The organism is Rhodobacter sp. CZR27, assembly GCF_002407205.1.
GTDB lineage: Bacteria > Pseudomonadota > Alphaproteobacteria > Rhodobacterales > Rhodobacteraceae > Cereibacter_A.
In genome coordinates, this window is the sequence record NZ_CP023548.1 from 2,072,243 (window position 1) to 2,095,432 (window position 23,190).

Below are 23,190 nucleotides of genomic sequence, written 5' to 3' on the forward strand. Positions count from 1 at the left end.
GAAGGACAATCGGCGGCCCGGCCACCCCGGGCCGCCTTTGCATTACAGGCGCGTCTGTCGTCGCGGCGTCGGCACGCCATTGGCTGAGGCGATGCCCCCCGGCGCCTTGCGCCTCAGCGGCCGGTGAACCGGGCGGGCCGCTTTTCCAGAAAGGCGGCCACCCCTTCGGCGAAATCGGCCGTGGCGCCGCATCCCGCCTGCAGTTCCGCCTCCAGCGCAAGCTGCGCCTCGAAGCCATTGGCATAGCTTTCCCGCAGCGCCCGCTTCAGCGCCCGGTAGGCGGTGGTGGGCCCCGCGGCCAGATGCGCGGCCCGCGCCTGCCAGTGCGCGACGAAGACCTCGTCGGGGACCGCCTCCCAGATCATCCCCCAGTCTTCGGCCTCGCGCGCGCTGACCTTGTCGGCGAAAAGCGCGGCGCCCATGGCGCGGGCGAGACCGATCTGGCGCGGCAGGGTCCATGTGCCGCCGGCGTCGGGGATCAGGCCGATCCGGGTGAAGGCCTGGATGAAGCTGGCGCTTTCCGTGGCGATCACCACGTCGCAGGCCAGCGCGAGGTTAGCCCCAGCGCCCGCAGCCACCCCGTTCACCGCCGCCAGCGTCGGCACCGGGCAATCGGCGATGGCGCGCAGCAAGGGTTCGTATTCCTCGCGCAGGATGCGGCCAAGGTCCGGCGCGCCAAGACCCGCCGCATCGCCCAGATCCTGACCCGAGCAGAAGCCCCGCCCCTCGCCCGTCAGCACGATGACCCGGGCGCTGGAGGCGGCGGCCGCAACCGCTTCCAGCAGTTCGGCGCGCATCCGGCCCGACAGTGCGTTCATCACCTCGGGCCGGGCCAGCGTCAGCAGCGCGATGCCGTCCCGTTCCTCGGCCCTGATCGTCTGATAGGTCATGCCATCCCTCCCTTTCCCCCGCAGCATAGGCCGGGGACCGGAGCGGAAAAGCGCGACGGTGCGTCAGTCCTTCAGGATCTCGGCCAGTCGGGCCTTCTCGTCCTCCGACAGGCGCGCGGCCTCGGGCTCGGGCGCGTTGCGGCGGCGACGCAGGTAGAGCGCGGCAATGCCGAGGCCGGCGGTCAGCATCGCGGGCCCCGCGACCCACAGGATCAGGTTGGCGCCACCGGTCGTCGGGTTCAGCAGCACGTATTCGCCGTAGCGGTCCACCACGAAATCCATGACCTCGGCATCGCTGTCGCCCGCCACCAGCCGCTCTCGCACAAGAAGGCGCAGGTCGCGCGCAAGCTGGGCGTTCGAATCATCGATGTTCTCGTTGCGGCAGACGAGGCAGCGCAGCCCTTGCGAGATGTCGCGCGCCCGGGCCTCGAGCGCCGGATCGGGCAGGACCTCGTCCGGCTGGACGGCAAGGGCGGGACCGGCCAGCAGCCCCATGAGGAGAAGTGCCGCGAGCCTCATTCCGCGGCCACCGCGGCAGGGGCACGCCGGGCGCCCGCGGCAATCCTGTAGCGCCGGTCCGAAAGGCTCAGGAACCCGCCCAGCGCCATCAGCATCGCCCCGCCCCAGATCCAGTTGGCATAGGGCTTGATGTAGCTGCGCACCGCATAGCCGCCGCCATCCTGCGCATCGCCGATCACCAGATAGAGGTCGCGGGTCAGGCCGTAGTCGATGGCGGCCTCGGTCGTGGGCATGGCCGCGACAGGATAGACCCGCTTTTCAGGATGCAGCACCGCCACCTCCTGCCCGTCCCGCGTCACGCGGAACGCGGCGGTGGTGGAGCGATAGTTCGGCCCCTCGACCTCATCCACGCCCTGAAGCGTGATCTCGTAGCGGCCGAGGGCGAAGCTTTCGCCCTCGCGCATCACGCGGATGTCCTCGACCTGCCAGGCGGTGATGGCGGCGACGGCGAAGATCGTCACGCCCAGCCCGGCATGGGCCGTGGCCTTGCCCCAGTCGGCACGCGGCAGGCGGCCAAGGCGCGACAGGCGGCCCGCGACGCTGCCGCGGCCGGTCCGGCCCCAGAGATCTACGAGCGTGGCGAACACCAGCCAGGTCCCCAGCGCCAGCCCCACGGGTCCGAGGAGCGAGCGCCCGGTCTGCATCGCATAGACCAGCCCGCCCAGCGCCAGCGACAGCGCGAGCGCGCCCCACAGCGGCCGCATCGCCCGACCGATCTGCGCGCGCTTCCACGGCAGCATCGCCCCGAGCGGCAGCACAAGCGCGATCGCCACCATGAAGGGCGTGAAGGCCGCGTTGAAGAAGGGCGCGCCGACCGACAGCTTGCGACCCCACAGAAGCTCGGCCAGCAGGGGCCAGATCGTGCCGATGAAGACGACGAAGCAGGCCACGGTCAGCAGGACGTTGTTCAGCACAAGACCCGACTCGCGGCTGACGATGGAGAACACGCCCTTCGCCTCCATCGCCGAGGCGCGGGCGGCAAACAGCGTCAGCGCCCCGCCCATGAAGGCCGCGAGGATCAGCAGGATGAACACCCCGCGCTCGGGGTCGTTGGCGAAGGCGTGCACGCTGGTGATGACGCCCGAGCGGACGATGAACGTCCCGATCAGCGAGAAGCCGAAGGCGAGGATGGCGAGCAGGATCGTCCAGCTTTTCAGCGCCTCGCGCTTTTCCACCACGATGGCCGAGTGCAGCAGCGCCGCCGCGATCAGCCAGGGCATGAAGGAGGCGTTCTCGACCGGGTCCCAGAACCAGAAGCCGCCCCAGCCAAGCTCGTAATAGGCCCACCACGATCCCAGCGCGATGCCGATGGTGAGGAAGATCCAGGCCGCCAGCGTCCAGGGCCTGACCCACCGGCCCCATGCGGCATCGACGCGCCCCTCGATCAGCGCGGCCACGGCGAAGGAGAAGGCCATCGAAAGCCCGACATAGCCGAGGTAGAGGAAGGGTGGATGGAAGGCGAGACCCGGGTCCTGCAGCAGCGGGTTCAGGTCGCGCCCGTCGAACGGCGCCTCGGGCACGCGCAGGAACGGGTTCGAGGTGAAGAGCAGGAAGGCGAGGAACGCCGCTCCGATCATGCCCTGCACCGCCAGCACCCGCGCCTTCAGCGTCGCAGGCAGGTTCTGCCCGAAGGCCGCCGCACAGGCACCGAACAGCGCGAGGATCAGCACCCACAGCAGCAGCGAGCCCTCGTGGTTCCCCCAGACGCCGCTGATCTTGTAGAGCATGGGCTTCAGCGTGTGCGAGTTCAGCACCACCAGACGCACCGAGAAGTCCGAGGTCACGAAGGCCCAGGTCAGTGCCGCGAAGGAAAAGCCGATCAGCAGAAGCTGGGTCATGGCGGCCGGTTCCGCGACGGCCATCCAGCCCGACCAGCGCCGGTGCGCCCCCACCAGCGGCGCCACCGATTGCACCAGCGCGACGGCCAGCGCCAGCACGAGTGCGAAATGGCCGAGTTCGACGATCATGGCCCTCTCCTTCCGAAATCCGGGCGACTTTAGCGAAATCCCCCGGCCGGCACCATGGCGCGCCGGCACCTCCCGTCATTTTGATGGGCCGCTCGGGCTGGTCCGCAGGGCCGGCAGCCGCCATGATGGCGCGGTCCCGCCAAGGAGAGACTTATGCGCAAGACCTGCATCCTGATCGGCGCGCCGATCGACACCGGCCAGCGCCGCCCCGGCTGCCTGATGGGACCGGCGGCCTATCGCGTGGCCGGCCTTGCGAAGGCGCTGACCGATCTGGGCCTCGATGTGCAGGACCGGGGCGACGTGGCCTGCGGGCCGCTGCCCGAGGTGACCGCAGCCCGTCCCGGACTGCATGCCCTGCCCGAGACGATCGGCTGGACGACGGCACTGACCGAAGCCGTGGACCGCGCCCTGGACGAGGGCTTTCCCATCGTGATGGGGGGCGATCATTCGCTGGCGCTCGGCACCGTGGCGGGTGCCGCCGCCCACGCCGCAGCCGAGGGGCGGCCGCTGTTCCTGCTGTGGCTGGATGCGCATTCCGATTTCCACACCCTGCTCACGACCACCTCGGGCAACCTGCACGGCGTGCCGGTGGCCTATGCCGCGGGCCGCGACGGCTTCGACGGATTCCCGCCCTTCCCGGCGCCGCTGCCGGCCGACCGGATCTGCCTGTTCGGCATCCGCTCGGTCGATCCCGAGGAACATGCGGCCCTTCTTCTGCACGAGGTCTCGATCATCGACATGCGCGTGATCGACGAGTTCGGGATCTGCGCGCCGATGCGTGGCTTTCTGGACCGCGTGCGCGCGGCGAACGGCATGCTCCACGTCTCGCTCGACGTGGATTTCGTCGACCCGAGCCACGCGCCGGCTGTCGGAACCACGGTTCCGGGCGGCGCCACGGTGCGCGAGGCCCATCTGGTGATGGAGCTTCTGCACGAGAGCGGCCTTGTCACCTCGCTCGATCTCGTGGAGCTGAACCCGTTCCTTGACGAGCGCGGCCGCACGGCGCGGCTGATGGTCGAGCTTGCCGCCTCGATCATGGGGCGCAAGGTGTTCGACCGGCCGACGCGCGGCTTCGGCTGAGCGTCAGTTCAGCCGGAACTCGCCCACGACGTTGCGCCATTCGCCGGGCTTGATCAGCTTGCGATGCGTGAAGCGCACCGAATGCAGCGGCCCCTCGATCTTTTCCTGCCAGAACTCGATGAAGCGGAAAAGCGCAGGGTAGTCCGGGGCAAGGTCGTATTCCTGCCAGACGAAGGTGTTCAGGACGTTCCGGTGGTCCGGCATCCGATAGAAGATCTCGGCCGTGGTCAGCCCATAGCCGTTCAGCATCAGTTCCGTTTCGCGCATCATGGCCCTCCACTGGTTGGCGATGCTTAAAAAGATGATGCAGAATCATGAATTTTCAATCTAAACAGCGTGTTGGCACTCCTTCCCGGCGGCTGCTTCACCCGCCCTGCGCACGGGGGACACCCGGCATTGCACCCCATATCCGCGATGGTCTATAGTCCGCGCCAACGAGATCTAGTTCCCCGCGAGAAAGAGCGCCCCCGTGACCGACCGTCCCGAAGAGCCCGGCGATGATGAAGAAATGGGCAGGCCTCATCATGGCCTGCCGCAGGTCTCCATCGCCGAGGAGATGAAGACCGCCTATCTCGACTATGCGATGAGCGTCATCGTCAGCCGCGCGATCCCCGACCTGCGCGACGGGCTGAAGCCGGTGCACCGGCGCATCCTCTATGCGATGCACGAGACCAACAACACGCACGACAAGCCCTATCGCAAGTCGGCGCGGCCCGTGGGCGACACGATGGGGAAATACCACCCGCACGGCGACGCGGCGATCTATGACGCGCTGGTGCGGATGGCGCAGCCCTTCTCGATGGGGCTGAAGCTGCTGGACGGTCAGGGCAACTTCGGCTCGATGGACGGCGACGGCGCGGCGGCGATGCGCTACACCGAAGTGCGCATGGACAAGCCGGCGGCCTTCCTGCTGGCCGACATCGACAAGGAAACCGTCGATTTCCAGGACAACTATGACGGCAAGGACCGCGAGCCCACGGTGCTGCCGGCGCGCTTCCCGAACATGCTGGTCAACGGCGCGGGCGGCATCGCCGTCGGCATGGCGACGAACATTCCGCCGCACAACCTTGGCGAGGTGATCGACGCCACGCTCGCGATGATCGAGAACCCTGACATCTCGACCGAGCGGCTGATGGAGATCATCCCCGGCCCGGACTTCCCCACCGGCGGCGTGATCCTCGGCCGGTCCGGGGCACGCAAGGCCTATCTCGAAGGCCGCGGCTCGGTCATCATGCGGGCGAAGGCCCGCGTCGAGGAGATCCGCTCCGGCCGCTTCGCCATCGTGCTGGACGAGATTCCGTATCAGGTCAACAAGGCCACCATGATCGAGAAGATCGCCGAGATGGTGCGCGACAAGAAGATCGAGGGCATCGCCCACGTTCAGGATGAATCCGACCGCGTCGGCGTCCGCGTGGTGATCGAGCTTCGCCGCGACGCCACGCCCGAGGTGGTGCTGAACCAGCTCTGGCGCTTCACCCCGATGCAGACCACCTTCGGCTGCAACATGCTGGCGCTGAACGGCGGCCGGCCCGAGCAGCTGACGCTGCGCGATTTCCTTGCCCATTTCCTGACCTTCCGCGAGGAAGTCGTCGCGCGTCGAACCGCCTATGAACTGCGCAAGGCGCGCGAGCGCAGCCACATTCTCTGCGGCCTTGCGGTCGCGGTCTCGAACGTGGACGAGGTTGTGGCCACGATCCGCTCCTCGGCCGATCCGGCGGAAGCGCGCGAGCGGCTGATGACGCGGCGCTGGCCCGCCGCCGACATCGCCGACTACATCCGGCTGATCGACGATCCCTCCCACAAGATCAACGAGGACGGCACCTACAACCTGTCCGAGGTGCAGGCCCGCGCGATCCTCGACCTCAGGCTCCAGCGCCTGACCGCGATGGGCGTGAAGGAAGTCACGGACGAGCTGGCCGAACTGGCCGGCAAGATCCGCGACTACCTCGACATCCTCGGCAGCCGCGAGCGGATCATGGCGATCATCTCGGACGAGCTGCGCGAGGTGAAGACCCTCTTCGCGATCCCGCGCCGCACCGAGATTTCGGAATGGGCGGGCGACCTCGAGGACGAGGACCTGATCGAGCGCGAGGACATGGTGGTGACCATCACCTCCGCGGGCTACATCAAGCGCACGCCGCTGGCCGAGTTCCGCAGCCAGAACCGCGGTGGCAAGGGCCTCGCCTCGATGGCGACCAAGGAAGACGACGTGGTGACGACGCTCTTCGTCGCCAACACGCACACGCAGATCCTGTTCTTCTCGACCGACGGGATGGTCTACGACCTGAAGTGCTGGCGCCTGCCGCTGGGCGGCCGCACCGCCAAGGGCAAGGCCATCGTCAACATCCTGCCCATCGCCACCGGCGTCACGATCGCCGCGCTGATGAAGATCGACGAGCCCGAGGAGGAATGGAATCGCCTGCAGGTGGTCTTCGCCACCTCCGACGGCGACGTGCGCCGCAACCGCCTGTCGGACTTCACCAACGTGAAGCGCAACGGCAAGATCGCGATGAAGCTGCCCGAAGGCGTCAGCCTCGTGAACGTCTCGATCTGCGACGAGAACGACGACGTGATGCTGGTCACGGCGATGGGCCGGGCGATCCGCTTCCCGACCACCGACGTCCGGGTGTTCTCGGGCCGCGATTCGACCGGGGTGCGCGGCATCCGTCTGGCCGAGGGTGATCGGGTGGTGTCGATGTCCGTGATCCGCCACTTCGAGGCCGATCCGGCGGAACGCGCGGCCTATCTGAAGCAGCGGCGGCTGGTGGCCGGCGTGACCGAGGAGATGGAGGCCGACGAGGACGAGGAAGAGGCCGAAGCTGGGCAGCTTTCCCAGGCCCGCTATGCCGAGATGTCTGCGGCCGAGGACCTGATCCTGACCATCACCGCGCGCGGCCAGGGCAAGATCTCGTCCAGCCACGATTATCCGGTGCGCGGCCGCGGTGGCCAGGGCGTCACCGCCTTCGAGAAGTCGATGCGGGGCGGCCAGCTCGTGGCCTCCTTCCCGGTCGAGACCTCGGACCAGGTGATGCTGGCGACCTCGGGCGGCCAGTCGATCCGGGTGCCGGTCGAACAGATCAGCTTCCGCTCGCGCTCAGCCGGCGGGGTGCGGGTGTTCGACACCGGCGGCAGCGAAGAGGTCGTCTCGGTCGCGCGCATTGCCGAGCAGGGCGACGAGGAGGAGGCGTAAGCCTCATGGCGCGCACACTGCACATCGTGGGCGCCGGCATGGCCGGCTCCGAGGCGGCATGGCAGGCGGCCCGGATGGGCGTGCCGGTCGTGCTGCACGAGATGCGCCCCACCGTCGGCACCTTCGCCCACCGGACCGGCCACTTCGCCGAGATGGTCTGTTCCAACTCGTTCCGCTCGGACGACGACGAGCGCAACGCCGTGGGCCTCCTGCACTGGGAAATGCGGGCGGCGGGCGGGCTGATCATGGAGATGGCCTCGGCCCACCGTCTACCCGCCGGCGGCGCACTGGCGGTGGACCGCGATCCCTTCGCGGAAAGCGTGACGCGCCAACTGCGCGAGCATCCGCTGATTTCGGTTTCGGAAGAGGAAGTTACCGATCTTCCCTCGGACGGCGACTGGATCATCGCTACCGGCCCGCTGACCTCGGGCCGGCTGGCCGAGAGCATCCGCGCGACGACGGGCGCGCAGTCGCTCGCCTTCTTCGACGCGATTGCTCCCATCGTCTATGCCGAGACCATCGACATGTCGGTGGCCTGGCTCCAGTCGCGCTACGACAAGGGCGAGACCGAGGAGGAGCGCACCGCCTACATCAACTGCCCGATGAACCGCGAGCAGTACGAGGCCTTCATCGACGCCCTGCTCGCCGCCGACAAGACCGAGTTCCACGAAGGGGAAACGGCCGGATACTTCGACGGCTGCCTGCCCATCGAGGTGATGGCCGAGCGCGGACGCGAGACGCTGCGCCACGGGCCGATGAAGCCCGTGGGCCTGACCAACGCGCACCGGCCGGACGAGAAGGCCCACGCCGTCGTCCAACTGCGCCGCGACAACAAGCTGGGCACGCTCTACAACATCGTGGGCTTCCAGACCAAGATGAAGTACGGCGCGCAAACCGATGTATTCCGGATGATCCCCGGTCTGGAGAACGCGAGCTTCGCGCGCCTTGGCGGCATCCATCGCAACACCTTCCTCAACTCGCCGACGCTTCTCGACGCGCAGATGCGGCTGAAGTTGAGGCCGAACATCCGCTTCGCCGGGCAAGTCACGGGCGTGGAAGGATATGTCGAGAGCGCGGCCATGGGACTTCTGGCCGGTCGAATGGCCGCGGCCGAGATCCTCGGCCGCGATCTGCCGCCGCCGCCGCCCGAGACGGCGATGGGCGCGCTGATCACCCACATCACCGGCGGAGCGGAGGCCAAGACCTTCCAGCCGATGAACGTGAACTTCGGGCTCTTCCCGCCGATCGACGCCAAGGGGGGCCGGCGCGGGCGCAAGGACCGCTACAAGGCCTATACCGACCGGGCCAAGGCAGCCTTCACGGAATGGCTGGCCGCGTAACCCGCTTCGCGCCCTCGCCGACGGGGCCGCTGCACCTCGGCCACGCCTTCTCGGCCCTGACAGTGTGGGACCGGGCGGCGGGCGGAACCGCGCTGCTGCGCATCGAGGACATCGACCGAAGCCGCTGCCGACCCGAGTGGGAGGCGCAGATCTTCGACGACCTGCACTGGCTGGGACTCGACTGGCCGCTGCCGGTCATGCGCCAGTCCGAGCGCGCTGACGCCTATCGCGCGGCGCTGGACCGGCTTGCCGGCATGGGCCTCACCTACCCTTGCCGCTGCAGCCGCGCCGACATCCGCGCGGCGCTCTCGGCCCCGCAGGAGGGCGCGACCGGGCCGGACGGGCTGATCTATCCCGGCACCTGCCGCGGCCGCAGCATGGCGGAGGCCGGCCCCGAGGACACGATCCGCCTCGACATGGCGGCGGCGCTGCGCCTCGCCGGGCCGCTCCGGTTCCGCGAGACGGGGCCGGCACGCGAGGGCTGGCACGAGGTCGGGCCGCTCGACCGGACGGCGGGGGACGTTGTGCTGTCGCGGCGGGGCTTCGGCACCTCATATCACCTCGCGGTGGTGGTGGACGACGCTGCGCAGGGCGTGACCGAGGTCGTGCGCGGCGAGGACCTGTTCGAGGCGACGGCGATCCACGTCCTGCTGCAGCGCCTGCTCGACCTGCCGGTGCCGGACTTCCACCATCACCGCCTGATCCGCGACGAGGCCGGCAAGCGGCTGGCCAAGCGCGACGATGCGCGGGCGCTGGCCACCTATCGGGCCGAGGGGCTTGCCCCGGCCGACATCCGGGCGATGGTGGGGCTGTGACGCCTCAGCCCATTGGCACCTGGATCTCGACCTCCGCGCCCTCGCGCAGCGCCGTGTAGAAGCAGGAGCGGCGGTTGGTGTGGCAGGCCGGACCCTCCTGCTCGATCAGCATCAAGAGGCAGTCGCGGTCGCAATCCAGCCGCATCTCGACCAGCCGCTGCACGTGGCCCGAGGTCTCGCCCTTCACCCAGAAGCTCTGGCGCGAGCGCGACCAGTAGGTGACGCGCCCCGTCTCCAGCGTGCGCGCCACGGCCTCGACGTTCATCCAGGCGAGCATCAGCACCTCGCCCGAGGCCGCATCCTGCGCGATGGCCGGGATCAGGCCGTTCGCGTCGAACTTCAGCGAGGCGGGATCGAAGGTCATCCGGGTTCCTTTCCAACGGGCGCAGGGCCGCTTATCTAGAGGCTTCAGCGCGAAGAGGAAAGCCATGAGCGACAGCGACCTGATCAGCCTCTATTCGGGGCGCATCCTCGAACTGGCGGCGGACATCCCGCACACCGGCCGGCTTCCCGATCCGCAGGGCAGCGCGCGGCGCCGCTCGCCGGTCTGCGGCTCCACCGTCACGGTGGACCTGCGGCTGAAGGACGGGCGCGTGGCGGATTTCGCGCAGGACGTGAAGGCCTGCGCCCTCGGGCAGGCCTCGGCCTCGATCATGGGGCGGGCGCTGGCCGGTCGCAGCCGCGCCGAGGTGGAGGCCGCCCGCGATGCGCTGCGCGCGATGCTGGCGCAGGGCGGGCCGGTGCCGGCCGCGCCCTTCGACGGCTACGAGGTGCTGATGCCGGCGCGGGACTACCGCAACCGCCACGCCTCGATCATGTTGCCGCTGGAAGCCGCGGCCGAGGCGATCGCAGCAGCCGAAGGCGGCGAATGAAAAGGCCGCCGCCTTGGGGAAGGCGGCGGCAAGGAGCGTTTCCGGCCGTCAGGCGTCCTGGGGGACAGGCAGCGGGGCAACTGCCACCGACCGGACCGCAGGCAGGGCGTCAGACGAGGTGCGGCAGGTAGAGGGCCGCGAACAGCAGGGAAAAGACGGTGGCCACGCCAAGGGCATCCTCGACGAGGGTGGCAGAGCAGCGGGACAGAATTTCCTTCATTTCGGTCAGCATGGCGTGTCTCCGGCCTGAATGTTCCTATATTGTTCCCACAGCCGTTAATGTCTGTAAAGAACTTTCTAAGAACGTAGCCGGAGAGCGTGACAGAAACTGTCGTGGTAGCCCTCAGCCTACGCCGATCAGCCGGATCGCCCGGTCCTGATCCAGCAGCCAGAGCAGGATGCGCACCGCCTGTCCGCGGGGGCTGGTCAGCGCCGGATCGTCCGCCAGCAGCCGGCGCGCATCCGACTGCGCCACCGCCATCAGCGCCGACTGCCGCTCCAGATCGGCGACGCGGAACCTGGGCAGGCCGGATTGCGCGGTGCCGATCAGGTCGCCCGCGCCGCGCATCGCCAGATCCTCTTCGGAAATGCGGAAGCCGTCCTCGGTCTCGCGCAGGATCGTCAGCCGCCGCTCGCCGCTTTCCGCCAGCGGGGGCTGATACATCAGCAGGCAGGTGGAGAGCGCGGCCCCCCGGCCGACGCGGCCTCGCAGCTGGTGCAACTGCGCGAGGCCGAAGATCTCGGCCCGCTCGATCACCATGATCGAGGCATTGGGCACGTTCACGCCCACCTCGATCACCGTGGTCGCGACCAGAACCCGCGTCTCGCCCGCCACGAAGCGGGCCATCGCGGCATCCTTCTCGGCCGGCGGCATCTGGCCGTGCACGAGGCCCACGACCCCCTCGCCAAGTGCGGCGCGCAGGTGCTGGAACCGCGCCTCGGCCGAGGCGTAATCGACCACCTCGCTGTCCTCGACCAGCGGGCAGACCCAATAGGCCTGCCGCCCCTCGGCAACCGCGTGGCGCAGGCTCGAAACCACCTCGTCCATCCGCTCGCAGGAGACGAGCGCGGTCTTGACCGGCGTCCGCCCCGGCGGCTTCTCGTCCAGCACCGAGACGTCCATGTCGCCATAGCTTGCCAGCGCAAGGCTGCGCGGGATGGGCGTCGCCGTCATCACCAGCACGTCCGCCGCCTCTCCCTTCGCGCCCAGTTCCATCCGCTGCGCCACGCCGAAACGGTGCTGCTCGTCGATGACGGCCAGCCGCAGGTCGCGGAAGGCCACGTCCTTCTGAAAGACCGCATGGGTGCCCACCAGCACACCGATCTCGCCCGAGGCGAGCGCGGCTAGCTTCGCTGCCCGCTCCGCCCCCTTGTCGCGCCCGGTCAGCAGGTCGAGCCGAATGCCTGCCGCCTCGGCCAGCGGGGCGAGCGACGTGAGGTGCTGGCGGGCGAGGATCTCGGTCGGTGCCATCATCACGCCCTGCCCGCCCGCCTCGACCGCGATGGCGAGTGCAAGGAAGGCGACCAGCGTCTTGCCCGCCCCCACGTCGCCCTGCAGAAGCCGGTTCATGCGCTGAGGCGACGCCATGTCGGCGGCGATCTCGGCCACGGCACGCGACTGGGCGGCGGTCGGCGCATAGGGCAGGCTGTCGAGCGCCAGCCGCTGCATCCTGCCCGTCCCGACCGAGGGGATGCCCTTTCCCCGCCGCCGCCGCGCGCGCGCCAGCGACAGCGTGACCTGATGGGCGAACAGCTCGTCATAGGCCAGTCGCTGGCGGGCCGCCGCCGTCGGCGCGAGGTCGGCCCCGCCCTGCGGCGCGTGGACGGCCCGAACTGCCGCCTGCCACGCCGGCCAGCCCTCGCGGGCACGCAGCGCCGGATCGATCCACTCGGGCAGATCCGGGGCACGCCCCAGCGCCGCGCCAGCCGCCTTCGCCACCAGCTTCTGCGTCAGACCGGCGGCAAGCGGATAGACCGGCTCGAACGAGGGCAACTCGGCGGCTTCGTCCGGCAGGAGGATGTGGTCCGGGTGGACCATCTGCGCCATGCCGTCGAAGACCTCGATCCGGCCCGAGACGAGGCGGCGCTCGCCCTGCGGCAGAAGCTTGCCGAGGTAGTCGCCGCGGGCGTGGAAGAAGACCAGCTGGAAGTCGGTCTCGGCATCCCGCACGGCGATCCGGTAGGGCCCGCCCTTCCGCCGGGGCGGATGATGCGCGCCCACCGTCACCTCGACCGTCGCCGTCGTGGGCGGCACGACCTCGCGGATCGACCGGCGGCGGGTGCGGTCCACCGCCGAATGCGGCAGGAGAAGCAGAAGATCCCTCGGCCGCGTCACCCCGAGCCCCGCGAAGGCCCTGGCCGATTTCGGCCCCACCCCCTCCAGCGTCTCCAGATCGGCGAACAGCGGGAACAGGATCTCGGGCCGGCTCATGCGTCCCCGATCAGCCGGAGCCAGGCGTCCTCGTCGATCATCTCGATCCCCAGCGCCTCGGCCTGCTTCGCCTTCGATCCCGCGCCCGGCCCCGCGACCAGCAGATCGGTCCTTGCCGAGACCGAGCCTGCAACCTTCGCCCCCAGCGCCTCGGCCCGTGCCTTCGCCTCGGAGCGCGACATCTTCTCGAGCGTTCCGGTGAAGACTACGGTCTTGCCCGCGACGGGGCTGTCCACCGGCGCCCGGCGCGCCGCATCCTCGACGGTCAGATGCGCCACCAGCGCATCCATGGCGGCGCGCTCGGCCTGCTGGTGGAAGGCGGTCACGAGAGAGGTGGCCAGCACCGCGCCGACGCCGTCGATCGACAGCAGATCCTGCCACTCCGGTCCCTCGCCGACGGCAGCCTTCGTCATCGCCGCCTCGAACGCATGCCAGGATCCGTAATGCGTGGCCAGCAGGCTCGCCGTCGTCTCGCCGACATGGCGGATGCCCAGCGCGAAGATCAGCCGGTGCAGCGGGATCCGCCGCTTCGCCTCGATGGCGGCGAACAGGTTCTCGGCCGACTTCCGGCCCCAGCCCTCGCGGTTCTCCAGCCGCTGCAGGCCGGTGCCGTAGCGGGCGGGCAGTTCGAAGATATCAGCCGGCTGTCGGATCCAGCCGTCGCGCCAGAGGGCTTCCACCTGCTTGGCGCCCAGCCCCTCGATGTCGAAGGCCGCGCGGGATACGAAATGCTTCAGCCGCTCGACCTGCTGGGCCGGACAGATCAGGCCGCCGGTGCAGCGGCGGACCGAATCGCCTGGCTCGCGGATTGCCTCGGAGCCGCAGTCGGGACAGGTCTCGGGAAAGCGGTAGGGCTCGGCAGAGGCCGGGCGGCGGTCGAGATCGACATCGGCGACCTTCGGGATCACGTCGCCCGCACGATAGACCTGAACCCAGTCGCCGATGCGGATATCCTTGCCGCCGCGGATCGGCTGACCGCGCGAATCGCGCCCCGCGATGTAATCCTCGTTGTGCAGCGTGGCGTTCGAGACGACGACGCCCCCTACCGTCACCGGCTTCAGCCGCGCGACGGGCGAGAGCGCCCCGGTGCGGCCGACCTGGATGTCGATGCCCTCGAGCATCGTCCAGGCCAGTTCCGCCGCGAACTTGTGCGCGATGGCCCAGCGCGGAGTGGCAGAGCGGAAGCCAAGCCGGCGCTGCAGCGCGAGGTCATCGACCTTGTAGACGACGCCGTCGATGTCATAGCCGAGCGTCGCGCGCTGCTGCTCGATCAGGGCGTAATGGGCCAGCAGTTCCTCTGGCCCGGTGCAGAGCCGCGTCAGCGGGTTAGTCCGGAAGCCCATGGCCGCGAGGCGGCCGATGGCGTCGTGCTGCGTAGCGGCCAGGGGCTCGGAATGGGCGCCCCAGGCATAGGCGAAGAAATGCAGCGGCCGCGACGCGGTGACGGCAGGATCAAGCTGGCGCAGCGAGCCCGCCGCGGCATTGCGCGGATTGGCGAACAGACGCTGCCCGGCGGCCGCCTGCCGTTCGTTCAGCGCGGCGAAGTCGGCATGGGTCATATAGACCTCGCCCCGCACCTCGAGCACCTCGGGCGCGCCCTCCAGCCGCTGCGGCAGGTCGGCGATGGTCCGGGCGTTCTCGGTGACGTTCTCCCCGGTTTCGCCGTCGCCGCGCGTGGCGGCCTGCACGAGGCAGCCCTTCTCGTAGCGGATCGACAGCGAGAGCCCGTCGATCTTCGGTTCGGCGGTGAAGGGCAGATCGCCGACATGGCCGAGGTAGCGCCGGATCCGGTCGGTCCAGTCGTCGACCTCGGACCGCTCGAAGGCGTTTTCCAGCGACAGCATCCGCACCTCGTGGCGGACCTTTGCGAATCCTTCGGCGAGCGCCCCGCCGACCCGGCCGCTCGGGCTGTCCTCGCGGCGCAGCGCAGGGAAGCGCTCCTCGATGGCGCGGTTGCGCCGCTTCAGCGCGTCATAGTCGGCGTCGCTGATCTGCGGGGCGTCGTGGGTATGATAGGCAGTGTCGGCCGCGGCGATCGCCTCGGCCAGCCGCGCCAGTTCCTCCGCGGCCTCCGCCTCGGTCAGCTGATCCACCGGCCGTCCGTCCTGCATGAGGCTCCCCCGCTTCCGCCTCCCGCTGGTTTAGGCAACGGCCGGGGTCTCGTCCAGTCCGGGGCAAGCGCGGACGAGGACGGACCGGCCGGGCGGCCGAATCGTGAAGACCCCGCCGGCGCAGGGCGGAGCCTGACGCGGGACGGGAGGCACTGGCCATCGCACCGCGCGCCGCCGTAAGCGCGCGTCCACTCAAGCGGCAGCACTTCGGCGGACGCCCAGCCGCCACGGCGGAAGACCGGCTCGGGGGCAGCTTGAGGATCGTCCGCAGCACAGCAGGACGGGCGGGCCTGGGACGACTCTGCCCGAGAAGCTTGAGGACCGGGCCGACCCCGGGCGTGGCCTGGAAGGCGGGCCGGCTCAGGCCCCGACGGCGAAGCGGCGGTCGGATTCGGACGGCACCGGATCCCGCAGCACATAGCCCCGGCCCCAGACCGTCTCGATGTAGCTTTCGCCACCCGTCGCCTCGGCCAGCTTCTTGCGCAGCTTGCAGATGAAGACGTCGATGATCTTCAGCTCCGGCTCGTCCATGCCGCCGTAAAGGTGATTCAGGAACATCTCCTTCGTCAGGGTGGTGCCCTTCCGCAGCGAGAGCAGTTCCAGCATCTGGTATTCCTTGCCGGTCAGATGCACGGGCTTGCTTTCCACCTCGACGGTCTTGGCATCGAGATTGACCACGATCTTGCCGGTGCGGATCACCGACTGGGCGTGTCCCTTGGACCGGCGGATGATGGCGTGGATCCGCGCGACCAGTTCCTCGCGGTGAAACGGCTTGGTCATGTAGTCGTCGGCGCCGAAGCCGAAGCCCTTGATCTTGTTCTCGGTATCGTCCGCGCCCGAGAGGATCAGGATCGGAGTGTCCACCCGCGCGAGGCGAAGCTGACGAAGCACCTCGTGCCCGCTCATGTCCGGAAGATTCAGATCCAGCAGGATGAGATCGTAATCGTAGAGTTTCGCGAGATCGATCCCGTCCTCGCCCAGATCGGTGCAATAGACGTTCAGGTTCGCGTGGGTCAGCATCAGCTCGATGCTTCGGGACGTCGTCGGATCATCCTCAACCAGCAGTATTCTCATCGTTTACGCTCCGCATCGCCACCATGGGTATTAACTACAATGGCCGCCAATGGTTAATCACAAGTTACTCTTGCAGAAGCAGAGCGGAAAACAATCTAAAGTTGCCGAAACTTCTGGATCATCGTGACCTTCAGGGCTTTCTCGCCGTGCGACATGACGGCGGACCGCCAGAGCGCGAATTCCTCTTCGGAAAGGGCATACCGGTCGAGTGCCTCCTTTTCGGTCAGAAGGCCGTGGACCACGGCCTTGACCACCGCGGCCTTGCGACTCGCCACCCAGCGCCGGGTGTCCGGGGGCGGAAGATCGGCGCGGCTGAGAACCGTGCCGTCCGGCAGCGTGACCTGCCGGGGACCGTCGACTCGCTTGAGATACATCACCACATCCCTCCAACGAGCCGCAGGCTGACCCAGCAGGCTTAAGCATCGGTGAAACGTGGGGTTGAGACTGCGCAGCATTTTCCTATATTGCGCGCTTCACCTCTCAAGGCCCTGCCATGCTCGACCATCCGCTCAATTCGCTCGGCTTCGCCAAGCCGCCCTCCGCCACGCGCGTCGTGGTGGCCATGTCGGGCGGCGTGGACAGCTCGGTCGTGGCGGCCGAGCTTGCGGCCGAAGGCTATGACGTGGTGGGCGTGACGCTGCAGCTTTACGACCACGGGGCGGCGCTGGCAAAGAAGGGCGCCTGCTGCGCGGGCCGCGACATCCATGACGCCCGCCGCGTGGCCGAGACGATGGGCTTTCCGCATTACGTCCTCGACTACGAAAACACCTTCCGCGAGGCGGTGATCGACGAATTCGCCGATGCCTACCTTGCCGGGGCGACGCCGGTGCCCTGCATCCGCTGCAACGAGCGGGTGAAGTTCAAGGACCTGCTGCAGACCGCGAAGGAGCTGGACGCCGACTGCATGGCGACCGGGCACTACATCCAGCGCAAGATGGGCGCCGCAGGGCCGGAACTGCATTCGGCGGCCGATCCGGCGCGCGACCAGAGCTACTTCCTGTTCTCCACCACGCGCGAGCAACTGGACTACCTGCGCTTTCCGCTCGGGCATCTCGCCTCGAAGGCCGAGACGCGGGCGCTCGCGGCGAGGCATGGCCTGCCCGTGGCCGACAAGCCCGACAGCCAGGACATCTGCTTCGTGCCGAACGGCAATTACGCAGCGGTGATCGAGAAGCTGCGCCCCGGCGCCGCCGATCCGGGCGAGATCGTGGACCTCGCGGGCAACGTGCTGGGCACCCACCGTGGCGTGATCCACTACACGATCGGCCAGCGCCGCGGCCTCGGCATCGGGGGCCTCGGCGATCCGCTTTATGTCGTGCGCCTCGATCCTGCGACGCGGCAGGTGGTGGTGGGGCCGAAGGAGGCGCTGTCCACCCGGATCGTGCCGGTGCGCGAGATCAACTGGCTGGGCGATGCGCCGCTGATGAGCCGCGCGGAATGGCCGGTGCTGGCCAAGGTCCGCTCCACCCGCGCGCCGCGCGAGGCGGTGATCCGGCCGGTATCGGACACCGAGGCCGAGGTGGAACTGATCGCGCCGGAAGACGGAGTCTCTCCCGGGCAGGCCTGCGTGTTCCATGCGGCCGAAGGCAGCCGCATCCTCGGCGGCGGCTGGATCTGGCGCGGCCGCTAGCCCGCGACCGCGCGCAGGGCGCGGGCGCGGGCCGGCGGAATCGCCCGGATCTCGAGCCCGGTAAAGACGTGGAGCGTGTTCAGGTCGCGGTCAACCACGGCGTGATCCGACACCCATCCCCCCATCATCAGGTAGGTCCGCAGCAAGGGCGGCATCAGCAGCAGCGCGCGCTTGGCATCGGGCTTGCGCAGCGCGAGCTTCTGCGCGAAGCGGAAGACGTTGGGCGCCTTGACCCGCGGCAGCCAGCGCTTGGGGGCAAGGTGACGATCCTTCAGCATGGCGAAGGCGTCGTGATAGGCCTCGGCCTCGGTGCCGTGGAAGGACGAGCAGCCGAACAGCATCTCCACCCCGGCCTCGTCCACATGCCGCGTCATCGCCCCCCAGGCGACGCGCAGGATGTCGGGATCGCGCCGGTCGGGATGGATGCAGAACCGCCCCATCTCGACCATCGGACCGTCGAAGCTTTCCAGCGCCGACAGCTCGTAAAACTGCGCCGAATAGCTGCGGCCGATCTCGCCGCCGTGGGTCAGGGGCAGGAACCGGAAGCAGCAGACCAGCTCGCCCGAGGCCGCATCCTCCACCAGCACATGGGTGCAGATCCGGTCGAAGTCATCGGCATCGAGACCCGCCCCCTCCTCCGCATGACCGCCGCGGAAGGCCAGCCAGCGCAGCGCCTGGGCGCGGCGGACATCCTCGGCGCCGGCAGCCAGGCGCGCGACATAGCGGCCCTTGCTGAGCGCGAGCATCGACATCTCCTCGTGTCTTGGCGGTGCGGAAAGGCGCCCTAGATATGAGGCGCGCCGCGGGGCGAAGCAAGCGGTCAAGCAGCCGCGGATCAGGGGAGCGACGATGACGGACAGCGGGGAAAAGCTGGTGAAGACGGATGCGGAATGGAGGGCACAGCTGTCCGATCTGACCTACAAGGTCACCCGCAAGCACGGGACCGAGCGGGCCGGAACGCATGACGACTTTCCGAAGGTGCCGGGGGTCTTCCACTGCGTCTGCTGCGGCGCGCCGCTGTTCGACCAGGCGCAGAAATACGAAAGCGGCACCGGCTGGCCCAGCTTCTGGGCGCCCATCGAACCCGAGGCGGTGGAGACGAGCACGGACCGCAGCTTCTTCATGCGCCGGACCGAGGTGCATTGCGCGCGGTGCGAGGCGCATCTGGGCCATGTCTTTCCCGACGGGCCCCAGCCTACGGGCCTGCGCTACTGCATGAACGGCGTGGCGATGACCTTCCAGCCCAAGGACTGAGGCGGGCGAACCCTCGCCCGTCGGCGCTCTCCGCCCTTGCGGCGGGGCGCCGGGCGGGGGTCACTCGATGACGTCCTCGGCGCGCAGGCGGCCGATGTTGCCGAACAGCTGGCGCAGGAAGCTGGTGCCCTGGATGTTCGATTCCGTCACACGGCGCGACAGCGGGACGATCCGCCCCTGTTCCAGCCCGAAGCGTTCGACGTTCTGCACCACGCCCGCCTCGGTGAAGCTGATCGCCAACACTTCGCGATCGACCTCCTGCGGCTGGCGGGCGCCGTAGTGGCGGTAGCGGCTCTGGACGTAATACCAGCCGGTATCGTTCAGCAGGCCCGAGGCCGAGGGGCGCCCGACCGTCTCGGCCACAGTCTCGCGCGTGTCGCGGCCGACCTGCACCTGTTCCAGATCGGTGTCGGTGGGGATGTAGCCGTGGTTGCGGTAGATCGGCTGGCAGGCGGCGACCGCCACGGAAAGCGACAGGGCCAGCGCCGCCCTGCGCCATCCGAGTCCTGCCGATCCCAACCTGACTTCCCGCGCCATGACGACCCCTTGCCTTGGGGACCGAAGCCCCGTATCCCGAAACCCGACGATGGACCGTCTGCGGCTCCGCCACCGGCTTACAGAAGGTCCGGCCTCTGTTCAAGAAAGGAACGAGGCCGCGCCCTGCCCCGGTCGCCCGGCAGCCGAGCGACACCACCGGCGGTAGCCCCCCGGCGCGGCCTTGCCCGCAACCGCCCGAAAACCGGAAAGAAACCGCGTCATGTCGGAACCCGTGAACGCCTCGAACGCCGACCTTCCCCTTACCGTTCCCTTTCGCGTCGCCACCCTTTCGGCGCATCGGCCGACGTCCTTCTCGGTCGAGCCGGATGCCGAGACGCAGGCCCTGGTGGCCGCGCTTCTCGGCATCAGCGCGGTTCGGGGCATGGCCTTCCGCGGCGAGATCCGCCCGCTCGGCAAGCGCGACTTCGAACTGGAGGGCCGCCTTGCGGCGACCGTCGTGCAGCCCTGTTCGATCACGCTGACCCCGGTGACGACCCGCATCGAGGAGACGGTGACGCGGCGCTACCTCGCGGATTATGCGATGCCCGAGGGCGAGGAGGTCGAGGTTCCCGAGGACGACAGCGAACCGCTGCCCGAGGTCATCGACGCGGGCGCCGTCGCGGTCGAGGCGCTGGCGCTTGCCCTGCCGCTCTATCCCCGCGCCGCCGGGGCGGAACTGACCGAGGCCGCCTTCGGCCCGCCCGGCGCAGCGCCGCTCGGGGATGCCGACGTGAAGCCCTTCGCCGGCCTCGCCGACCTGCGGCGCCGGATGGGGGGCGACCCGCACGGCGGCGACGACCCGCAGGGCGACGCCTGAGGCCCCCGCGAAGGCCCGCCCGCGCCCCGCGCCCCGCGCGACCGAGGCTGCGGCACCCGGGCCCGGGCGGGCCCGGCATTCCCCCGCGCCGACTGGGACGGCCTGTCGCGGGCCCCGCGCCGGGGCACACAAAGGGGCTTGCGCCGGGCCAGAATCCCACTATGTTCCGCGCCTCGTTCGACAAGTGGATCAGGCATGGGCGCCCCATGGGCCAGAGGCCGGATCCCGCAGGAAAAACAGGGGCCTGGCCCCTCCGTAACACGAGGTTGAGACATGGCTGTCCCTCAGAACCGAGTCACCCGCTCCCGCCGCAACATGCGTCGCTCGCATGACGCTCTCGTCGCCGCCAACCCGGCCGAATGCCCGAACTGCGGCGAGCTGAAGCGCCCGCACCACGTTTGCGGCGCCTGCGGCCACTACGATTCGCGCGAGGTCGTGGCGACCTCGGCCGAGACCGACCTGGACGAGGACGCGGCGTAAGCCGCGCCCCATCGCCCCGACCGCCATGGCAAGGGACACCGCACTGCCGGCGACGGGCGCAGGGCGAATCGTCATTTCCGTCGATGCGATGGGCGGCGACCGCGGTCCGGCCGCAGTCGTGGCCGGCATCGTGCAGTCGGCTGCAGCCAATCCGGGCGCCCATTTCATCGTCCACGGGGACGAGGCCCAGATCGGGCCGATGATCGCCAGGCGCAAGGACCTCGCCAGCCGTTGCGAGATCCGCCACGCGCCGCGCGTCGTCACCATGAACGACAAGCCGAGCCAGGTCATGCGCAACGGCGAGGGCACCTCGATGTGGTCCTGCATCGAGAGCGTCCGCGCGGGCGAGGCGACCGTGGCCGTCTCCTGCGGCAACACCGGCGCGCTGATGGCCGTGTCGATGATCCGCCTGCGCAAGTTGCCGGGCGTCAACCGGCCGGCCATCGCCTGCCTCTGGCCCTCGCGCAATGCCGGCGGGTTCAACGTGATGCTGGACGTGGGCGCCGACATCAAGGCCGACGCCGAGGATCTGCTGCAATACGCGATGATGGGCGCCTCGTATGCGCGCAACGGCCTCAGCCTCGAACGGCCCCGCGTCGGCCTGCTGAACGTCGGCACCGAGGAGCACAAGGGCCGCGCGGAACTCAAGGCCGCGCAGGAACTGATCGCCGCGAATGCGGAGGCCGGGTCCTATGACTTCGTGGGCTTCATCGAGGGCGGCGACATCCCCGGCAAGCGGTGCGATGTGATCGTGACCGACGGCTTCACCGGCAACGTGGCGCTGAAGACTGGCGAAGGCACGGCCAAGCTGATCTCGGACTTCCTGAGGGAAGCCTTCGGCGCCAACATCCTGTCGAAGATGGCCGCGGTGCTGGCGCTCGGCTCGCTCAAGCGGTTGCAGAAGCGGATCGATCCGCGTCGCGTGAACGGCGGCGTGTTCCTCGGTCTGAACGGCACGGTGGTGAAGTCGCACGGCTCGGCCGATGCGACCGGGGTTGCCGCGGCCATCGGCCTTGCGGTGCGCCTCGCCCGATCGGGCTTCCACGAGCGGCTGGCGGCGCGGCTTGCATCCGCCGGACGCGCGGGGCAGGATGCCCCGCAGGACGAGGTGGCCACCCCGGGCAGATCTGAGAAACGGTAGAACTGAATGACAATACGCGCCGTGGTGCGGGGCGTCGGGCACTACCTGCCCGACCGCGTGGTCCCGAACTCCGAACTCGAGACGAAGGTCGACACCTCCGACGAGTGGATCCGCACCCGCTCCGGCATCGAGAGACGCCATTTTGCAGCCGAGGGCCAGACCACCTCGGACCTCGCCATTCGCGCTGCGCGGGCGGCCCTCGAGGATGCCGGGTTCGAGCCGGACGACATCGATGCGGTGATCGTCGCCACCTCCACGGCCGACCTGACCTTCCCCTCCGCCGCGACCATGGTTCAGGCGGGTCTCGGCATGACCCGCGGCTTTGCCTTCGACGTGCAGGCGGTCTGTGCGGGCTTCGTCTATGCCCTTGCCAATGCCGATGCGCTGATCCGTGCCGGTCAGGCCCAGCGGGTGCTGGTGATCGGCGCCGAGATCTTCAGCCGCCTGATGGACTGGACCGACCGCTCGACCTGCGTCCTCTTCGGCGACGGCGCGGGCGCCGTGGTGCTGGAGGCCGCCGAGGGCACGGGCGCGCCGTCCGATCGTGGCATCCTTTCGACCGATCTTCATTCCGACGGTCGCTTCCGCGACCTCCTGTATGTCGATGGCGGCGCCTCGACCGGAACCACCGGCCACCTGCGGATGCAGGGGCGCGAGGTCTTCCGCCATGCCGTCGAGAAGCTCGCCGAAACCGCCCATGCCGCGCTGGACAAGGCCGGCCTGACCTCGTCCGACGTGGACTGGATCGTGCCGCACCAGGCCAACCTGCGCATCATCACGGCCACCGCACAGCGGATGCAGGTGCCGATGGAGCGGGTCGTGCTGACGGTGCAGGACCACGGCAACACCTCGGCCGCCTCGATCCCGCTGGCGCTTTCGGTCGGAAAGAGCCGCGGGCAGATCAAGACGGGCGATCTGGTCGTCACCGAGGCGATCGGCGGCGGGCTCGCCTGGGGCTCGGTGGTGCTGCGCTGGTAAGCGCGTATCAAGGCGCTGCTCCAAGCCGTTGATATTGACTCGGAATCCCTGATACCTCATCCTG

At 69.1% G+C, this 23,190-nt stretch carries 23 protein-coding genes; 11 read left to right on the forward strand and 12 right to left on the reverse strand.

Annotated elements, in window-relative coordinates:
* Positions 1-113: 113 nt before the first annotated feature.
* The 3 genes from CK951_RS10070 to CK951_RS10080 all read right to left on the reverse strand — a co-directional run bounded on the left by CK951_RS10070 (position 114) and on the right by CK951_RS10080 (position 3,376).
* A complete protein-coding gene (locus CK951_RS10070; RefSeq protein ID WP_096786021.1) occupies positions 114-890 on the reverse strand; it encodes an enoyl-CoA hydratase-related protein in 777 nt (258 codons plus the stop codon).
* 63 nt (positions 891-953) lie between these two features.
* A complete protein-coding gene (locus CK951_RS10075) occupies positions 954-1,409 on the reverse strand; it encodes a cytochrome c-type biogenesis protein (protein WP_096786022.1) in 456 nt (151 codons plus the stop codon).
* Complete coding sequence (locus CK951_RS10080; protein ID WP_096786023.1) at positions 1,406-3,376, reverse strand: heme lyase CcmF/NrfE family subunit; 1,971 nt, start codon at positions 3,374-3,376, stop codon at positions 1,406-1,408. Before CK951_RS10080 ends, CK951_RS10075 begins: the two co-directional genes overlap by 4 nt.
* A 153-nt stretch (positions 3,377-3,529) precedes the next feature.
* Here CK951_RS10080 and rocF point away from each other — a divergent pair, with 153 nt between their 5' ends.
* Positions 3,530-4,456, forward strand: coding sequence for an arginase (gene rocF / locus CK951_RS10085; protein WP_096786024.1), 927 nt, complete (start codon positions 3,530-3,532; stop codon positions 4,454-4,456).
* 3 nt (positions 4,457-4,459) lie between these two features.
* Here the strand turns inward: rocF and CK951_RS10090 are convergent, their stop codons facing one another.
* Positions 4,460-4,723 carry an usg protein gene (locus CK951_RS10090; RefSeq protein WP_096787223.1) on the reverse strand — a complete coding sequence of 88 codons (264 nt, stop codon included), beginning with the start codon at positions 4,721-4,723 and terminating at the stop codon, positions 4,460-4,462.
* 202 nt (positions 4,724-4,925) lie between these two features.
* Between CK951_RS10090 and gyrA the strand changes: the two genes are divergently transcribed.
* The 3 genes from gyrA to gluQRS are packed head-to-tail and all read left to right on the forward strand — an operon-like array spanning position 4,926 to position 9,801.
* The gene (gyrA, locus tag CK951_RS10095) at positions 4,926-7,646 is read left to right on the forward strand and encodes a DNA gyrase subunit A (protein WP_198402339.1); all 2,721 of its coding nucleotides are present in this window, start codon (positions 4,926-4,928) and stop codon (positions 7,644-7,646) included.
* A 5-nt stretch (positions 7,647-7,651) separates the two neighbouring features.
* The gene (gene trmFO / locus CK951_RS10100; protein WP_096786025.1) at positions 7,652-8,986 is read left to right on the forward strand and encodes a methylenetetrahydrofolate--tRNA-(uracil(54)-C(5))-methyltransferase (FADH(2)-oxidizing) TrmFO; all 1,335 of its coding nucleotides are present in this window, start codon (positions 7,652-7,654) and stop codon (positions 8,984-8,986) included.
* The gene (gene gluQRS, locus CK951_RS10105) at positions 8,971-9,801 is read left to right on the forward strand and encodes a tRNA glutamyl-Q(34) synthetase GluQRS (RefSeq protein ID WP_096786026.1); all 831 of its coding nucleotides are present in this window, start codon (positions 8,971-8,973) and stop codon (positions 9,799-9,801) included. Before trmFO ends, gluQRS begins: the two co-directional genes overlap by 16 nt.
* Before the next feature lie 4 nt (positions 9,802-9,805).
* Here gluQRS and hisI read toward each other — a convergent pair whose 3' ends face one another.
* Entirely contained in the window at positions 9,806-10,165 is a 360-nt protein-coding gene (hisI, locus tag CK951_RS10110; protein ID WP_096786027.1) for a phosphoribosyl-AMP cyclohydrolase, read from the reverse strand.
* A 64-nt stretch (positions 10,166-10,229) separates the two neighbouring features.
* Here hisI and CK951_RS10115 point away from each other — a divergent pair, with 64 nt between their 5' ends.
* Entirely contained in the window at positions 10,230-10,673 is a 444-nt protein-coding gene (locus CK951_RS10115; protein ID WP_096786028.1) for an iron-sulfur cluster assembly scaffold protein, read from the forward strand.
* A 109-nt stretch (positions 10,674-10,782) separates the two neighbouring features.
* Here the strand turns inward: CK951_RS10115 and CK951_RS21910 are convergent, their stop codons facing one another.
* The 5 genes from CK951_RS21910 to CK951_RS10140 form a co-directional block, all read right to left on the reverse strand.
* Positions 10,783-10,905 carry a hypothetical protein gene (locus tag CK951_RS21910; protein ID WP_096786029.1) on the reverse strand — a complete coding sequence of 41 codons (123 nt, stop codon included), beginning with the start codon at positions 10,903-10,905 and terminating at the stop codon, positions 10,783-10,785.
* 111 nt (positions 10,906-11,016) lie between these two features.
* On the reverse strand, positions 11,017-13,104 hold the full coding sequence (gene recG / locus CK951_RS10125) for an ATP-dependent DNA helicase RecG (protein WP_096786030.1): 2,088 nt from the start codon (positions 13,102-13,104) through the stop codon (positions 11,017-11,019).
* Entirely contained in the window at positions 13,101-15,215 is a 2,115-nt protein-coding gene (gene ligA / locus CK951_RS10130; protein ID WP_096786031.1) for an NAD-dependent DNA ligase LigA, read from the reverse strand. Before ligA ends, recG begins: the two co-directional genes overlap by 4 nt.
* A gap of 360 nt (positions 15,216-15,575) precedes the next feature.
* The gene (gene ctrA, locus CK951_RS10135; RefSeq protein WP_096786032.1) at positions 15,576-16,289 is read right to left on the reverse strand and encodes a response regulator transcription factor CtrA; all 714 of its coding nucleotides are present in this window, start codon (positions 16,287-16,289) and stop codon (positions 15,576-15,578) included.
* Between the two features lie 95 nt (positions 16,290-16,384).
* Positions 16,385-16,663 carry a DUF1153 domain-containing protein gene (locus CK951_RS10140; RefSeq protein WP_096786033.1) on the reverse strand — a complete coding sequence of 93 codons (279 nt, stop codon included), beginning with the start codon at positions 16,661-16,663 and terminating at the stop codon, positions 16,385-16,387.
* 119 nt (positions 16,664-16,782) lie between these two features.
* Between CK951_RS10140 and mnmA the strand changes: the two genes are divergently transcribed.
* The gene (gene mnmA / locus CK951_RS10145; protein WP_096786034.1) at positions 16,783-17,919 is read left to right on the forward strand and encodes a tRNA 2-thiouridine(34) synthase MnmA; all 1,137 of its coding nucleotides are present in this window, start codon (positions 16,783-16,785) and stop codon (positions 17,917-17,919) included.
* Here the strand turns inward: mnmA and CK951_RS10150 are convergent.
* On the reverse strand, positions 17,916-18,665 hold the full coding sequence (locus CK951_RS10150) for a GNAT family N-acetyltransferase (protein ID WP_096787225.1): 750 nt from the start codon (positions 18,663-18,665) through the stop codon (positions 17,916-17,918). The two genes, mnmA and CK951_RS10150, sit on opposite strands and share 4 nt — an antisense overlap.
* Before the next feature lie 103 nt (positions 18,666-18,768).
* Between CK951_RS10150 and msrB the strand changes: the two genes are divergently transcribed.
* Positions 18,769-19,173 carry a peptide-methionine (R)-S-oxide reductase MsrB gene (gene msrB, locus CK951_RS10155; protein ID WP_096786035.1) on the forward strand — a complete coding sequence of 135 codons (405 nt, stop codon included), beginning with the start codon at positions 18,769-18,771 and terminating at the stop codon, positions 19,171-19,173.
* A 60-nt stretch (positions 19,174-19,233) separates the two neighbouring features.
* On the opposite strand, the gene CK951_RS10160 is transcribed toward msrB, so the two are convergent.
* Positions 19,234-19,710: an outer membrane protein assembly factor BamE gene (locus CK951_RS10160; protein ID WP_096786036.1), complete on the reverse strand. Its 477-nt coding sequence runs from the start codon at positions 19,708-19,710 to the stop codon at positions 19,234-19,236.
* Between the two features lie 220 nt (positions 19,711-19,930).
* On the opposite strand from CK951_RS10160, the gene CK951_RS10165 reads away from it, so the two are divergent.
* From CK951_RS10165 to CK951_RS10180, 4 genes are all read left to right on the forward strand, one after another.
* Positions 19,931-20,527: a DUF177 domain-containing protein gene (locus tag CK951_RS10165; RefSeq protein WP_096786037.1), complete on the forward strand. Its 597-nt coding sequence runs from the start codon at positions 19,931-19,933 to the stop codon at positions 20,525-20,527.
* A gap of 273 nt (positions 20,528-20,800) precedes the next feature.
* Positions 20,801-21,007, forward strand: a complete 207-nt coding sequence (gene rpmF / locus CK951_RS10170) for a 50S ribosomal protein L32 (RefSeq protein WP_096786038.1) — start codon at positions 20,801-20,803, stop codon at positions 21,005-21,007.
* A 25-nt stretch (positions 21,008-21,032) separates the two neighbouring features.
* Complete coding sequence (gene plsX, locus CK951_RS10175; protein ID WP_096786039.1) at positions 21,033-22,148, forward strand: phosphate acyltransferase PlsX; 1,116 nt, start codon at positions 21,033-21,035, stop codon at positions 22,146-22,148.
* 6 nt (positions 22,149-22,154) lie between these two features.
* Positions 22,155-23,126, forward strand: a complete 972-nt coding sequence (locus CK951_RS10180) for a beta-ketoacyl-ACP synthase III (protein ID WP_096786040.1) — start codon at positions 22,155-22,157, stop codon at positions 23,124-23,126.
* Positions 23,127-23,190: the final 64 nt, after the last annotated feature.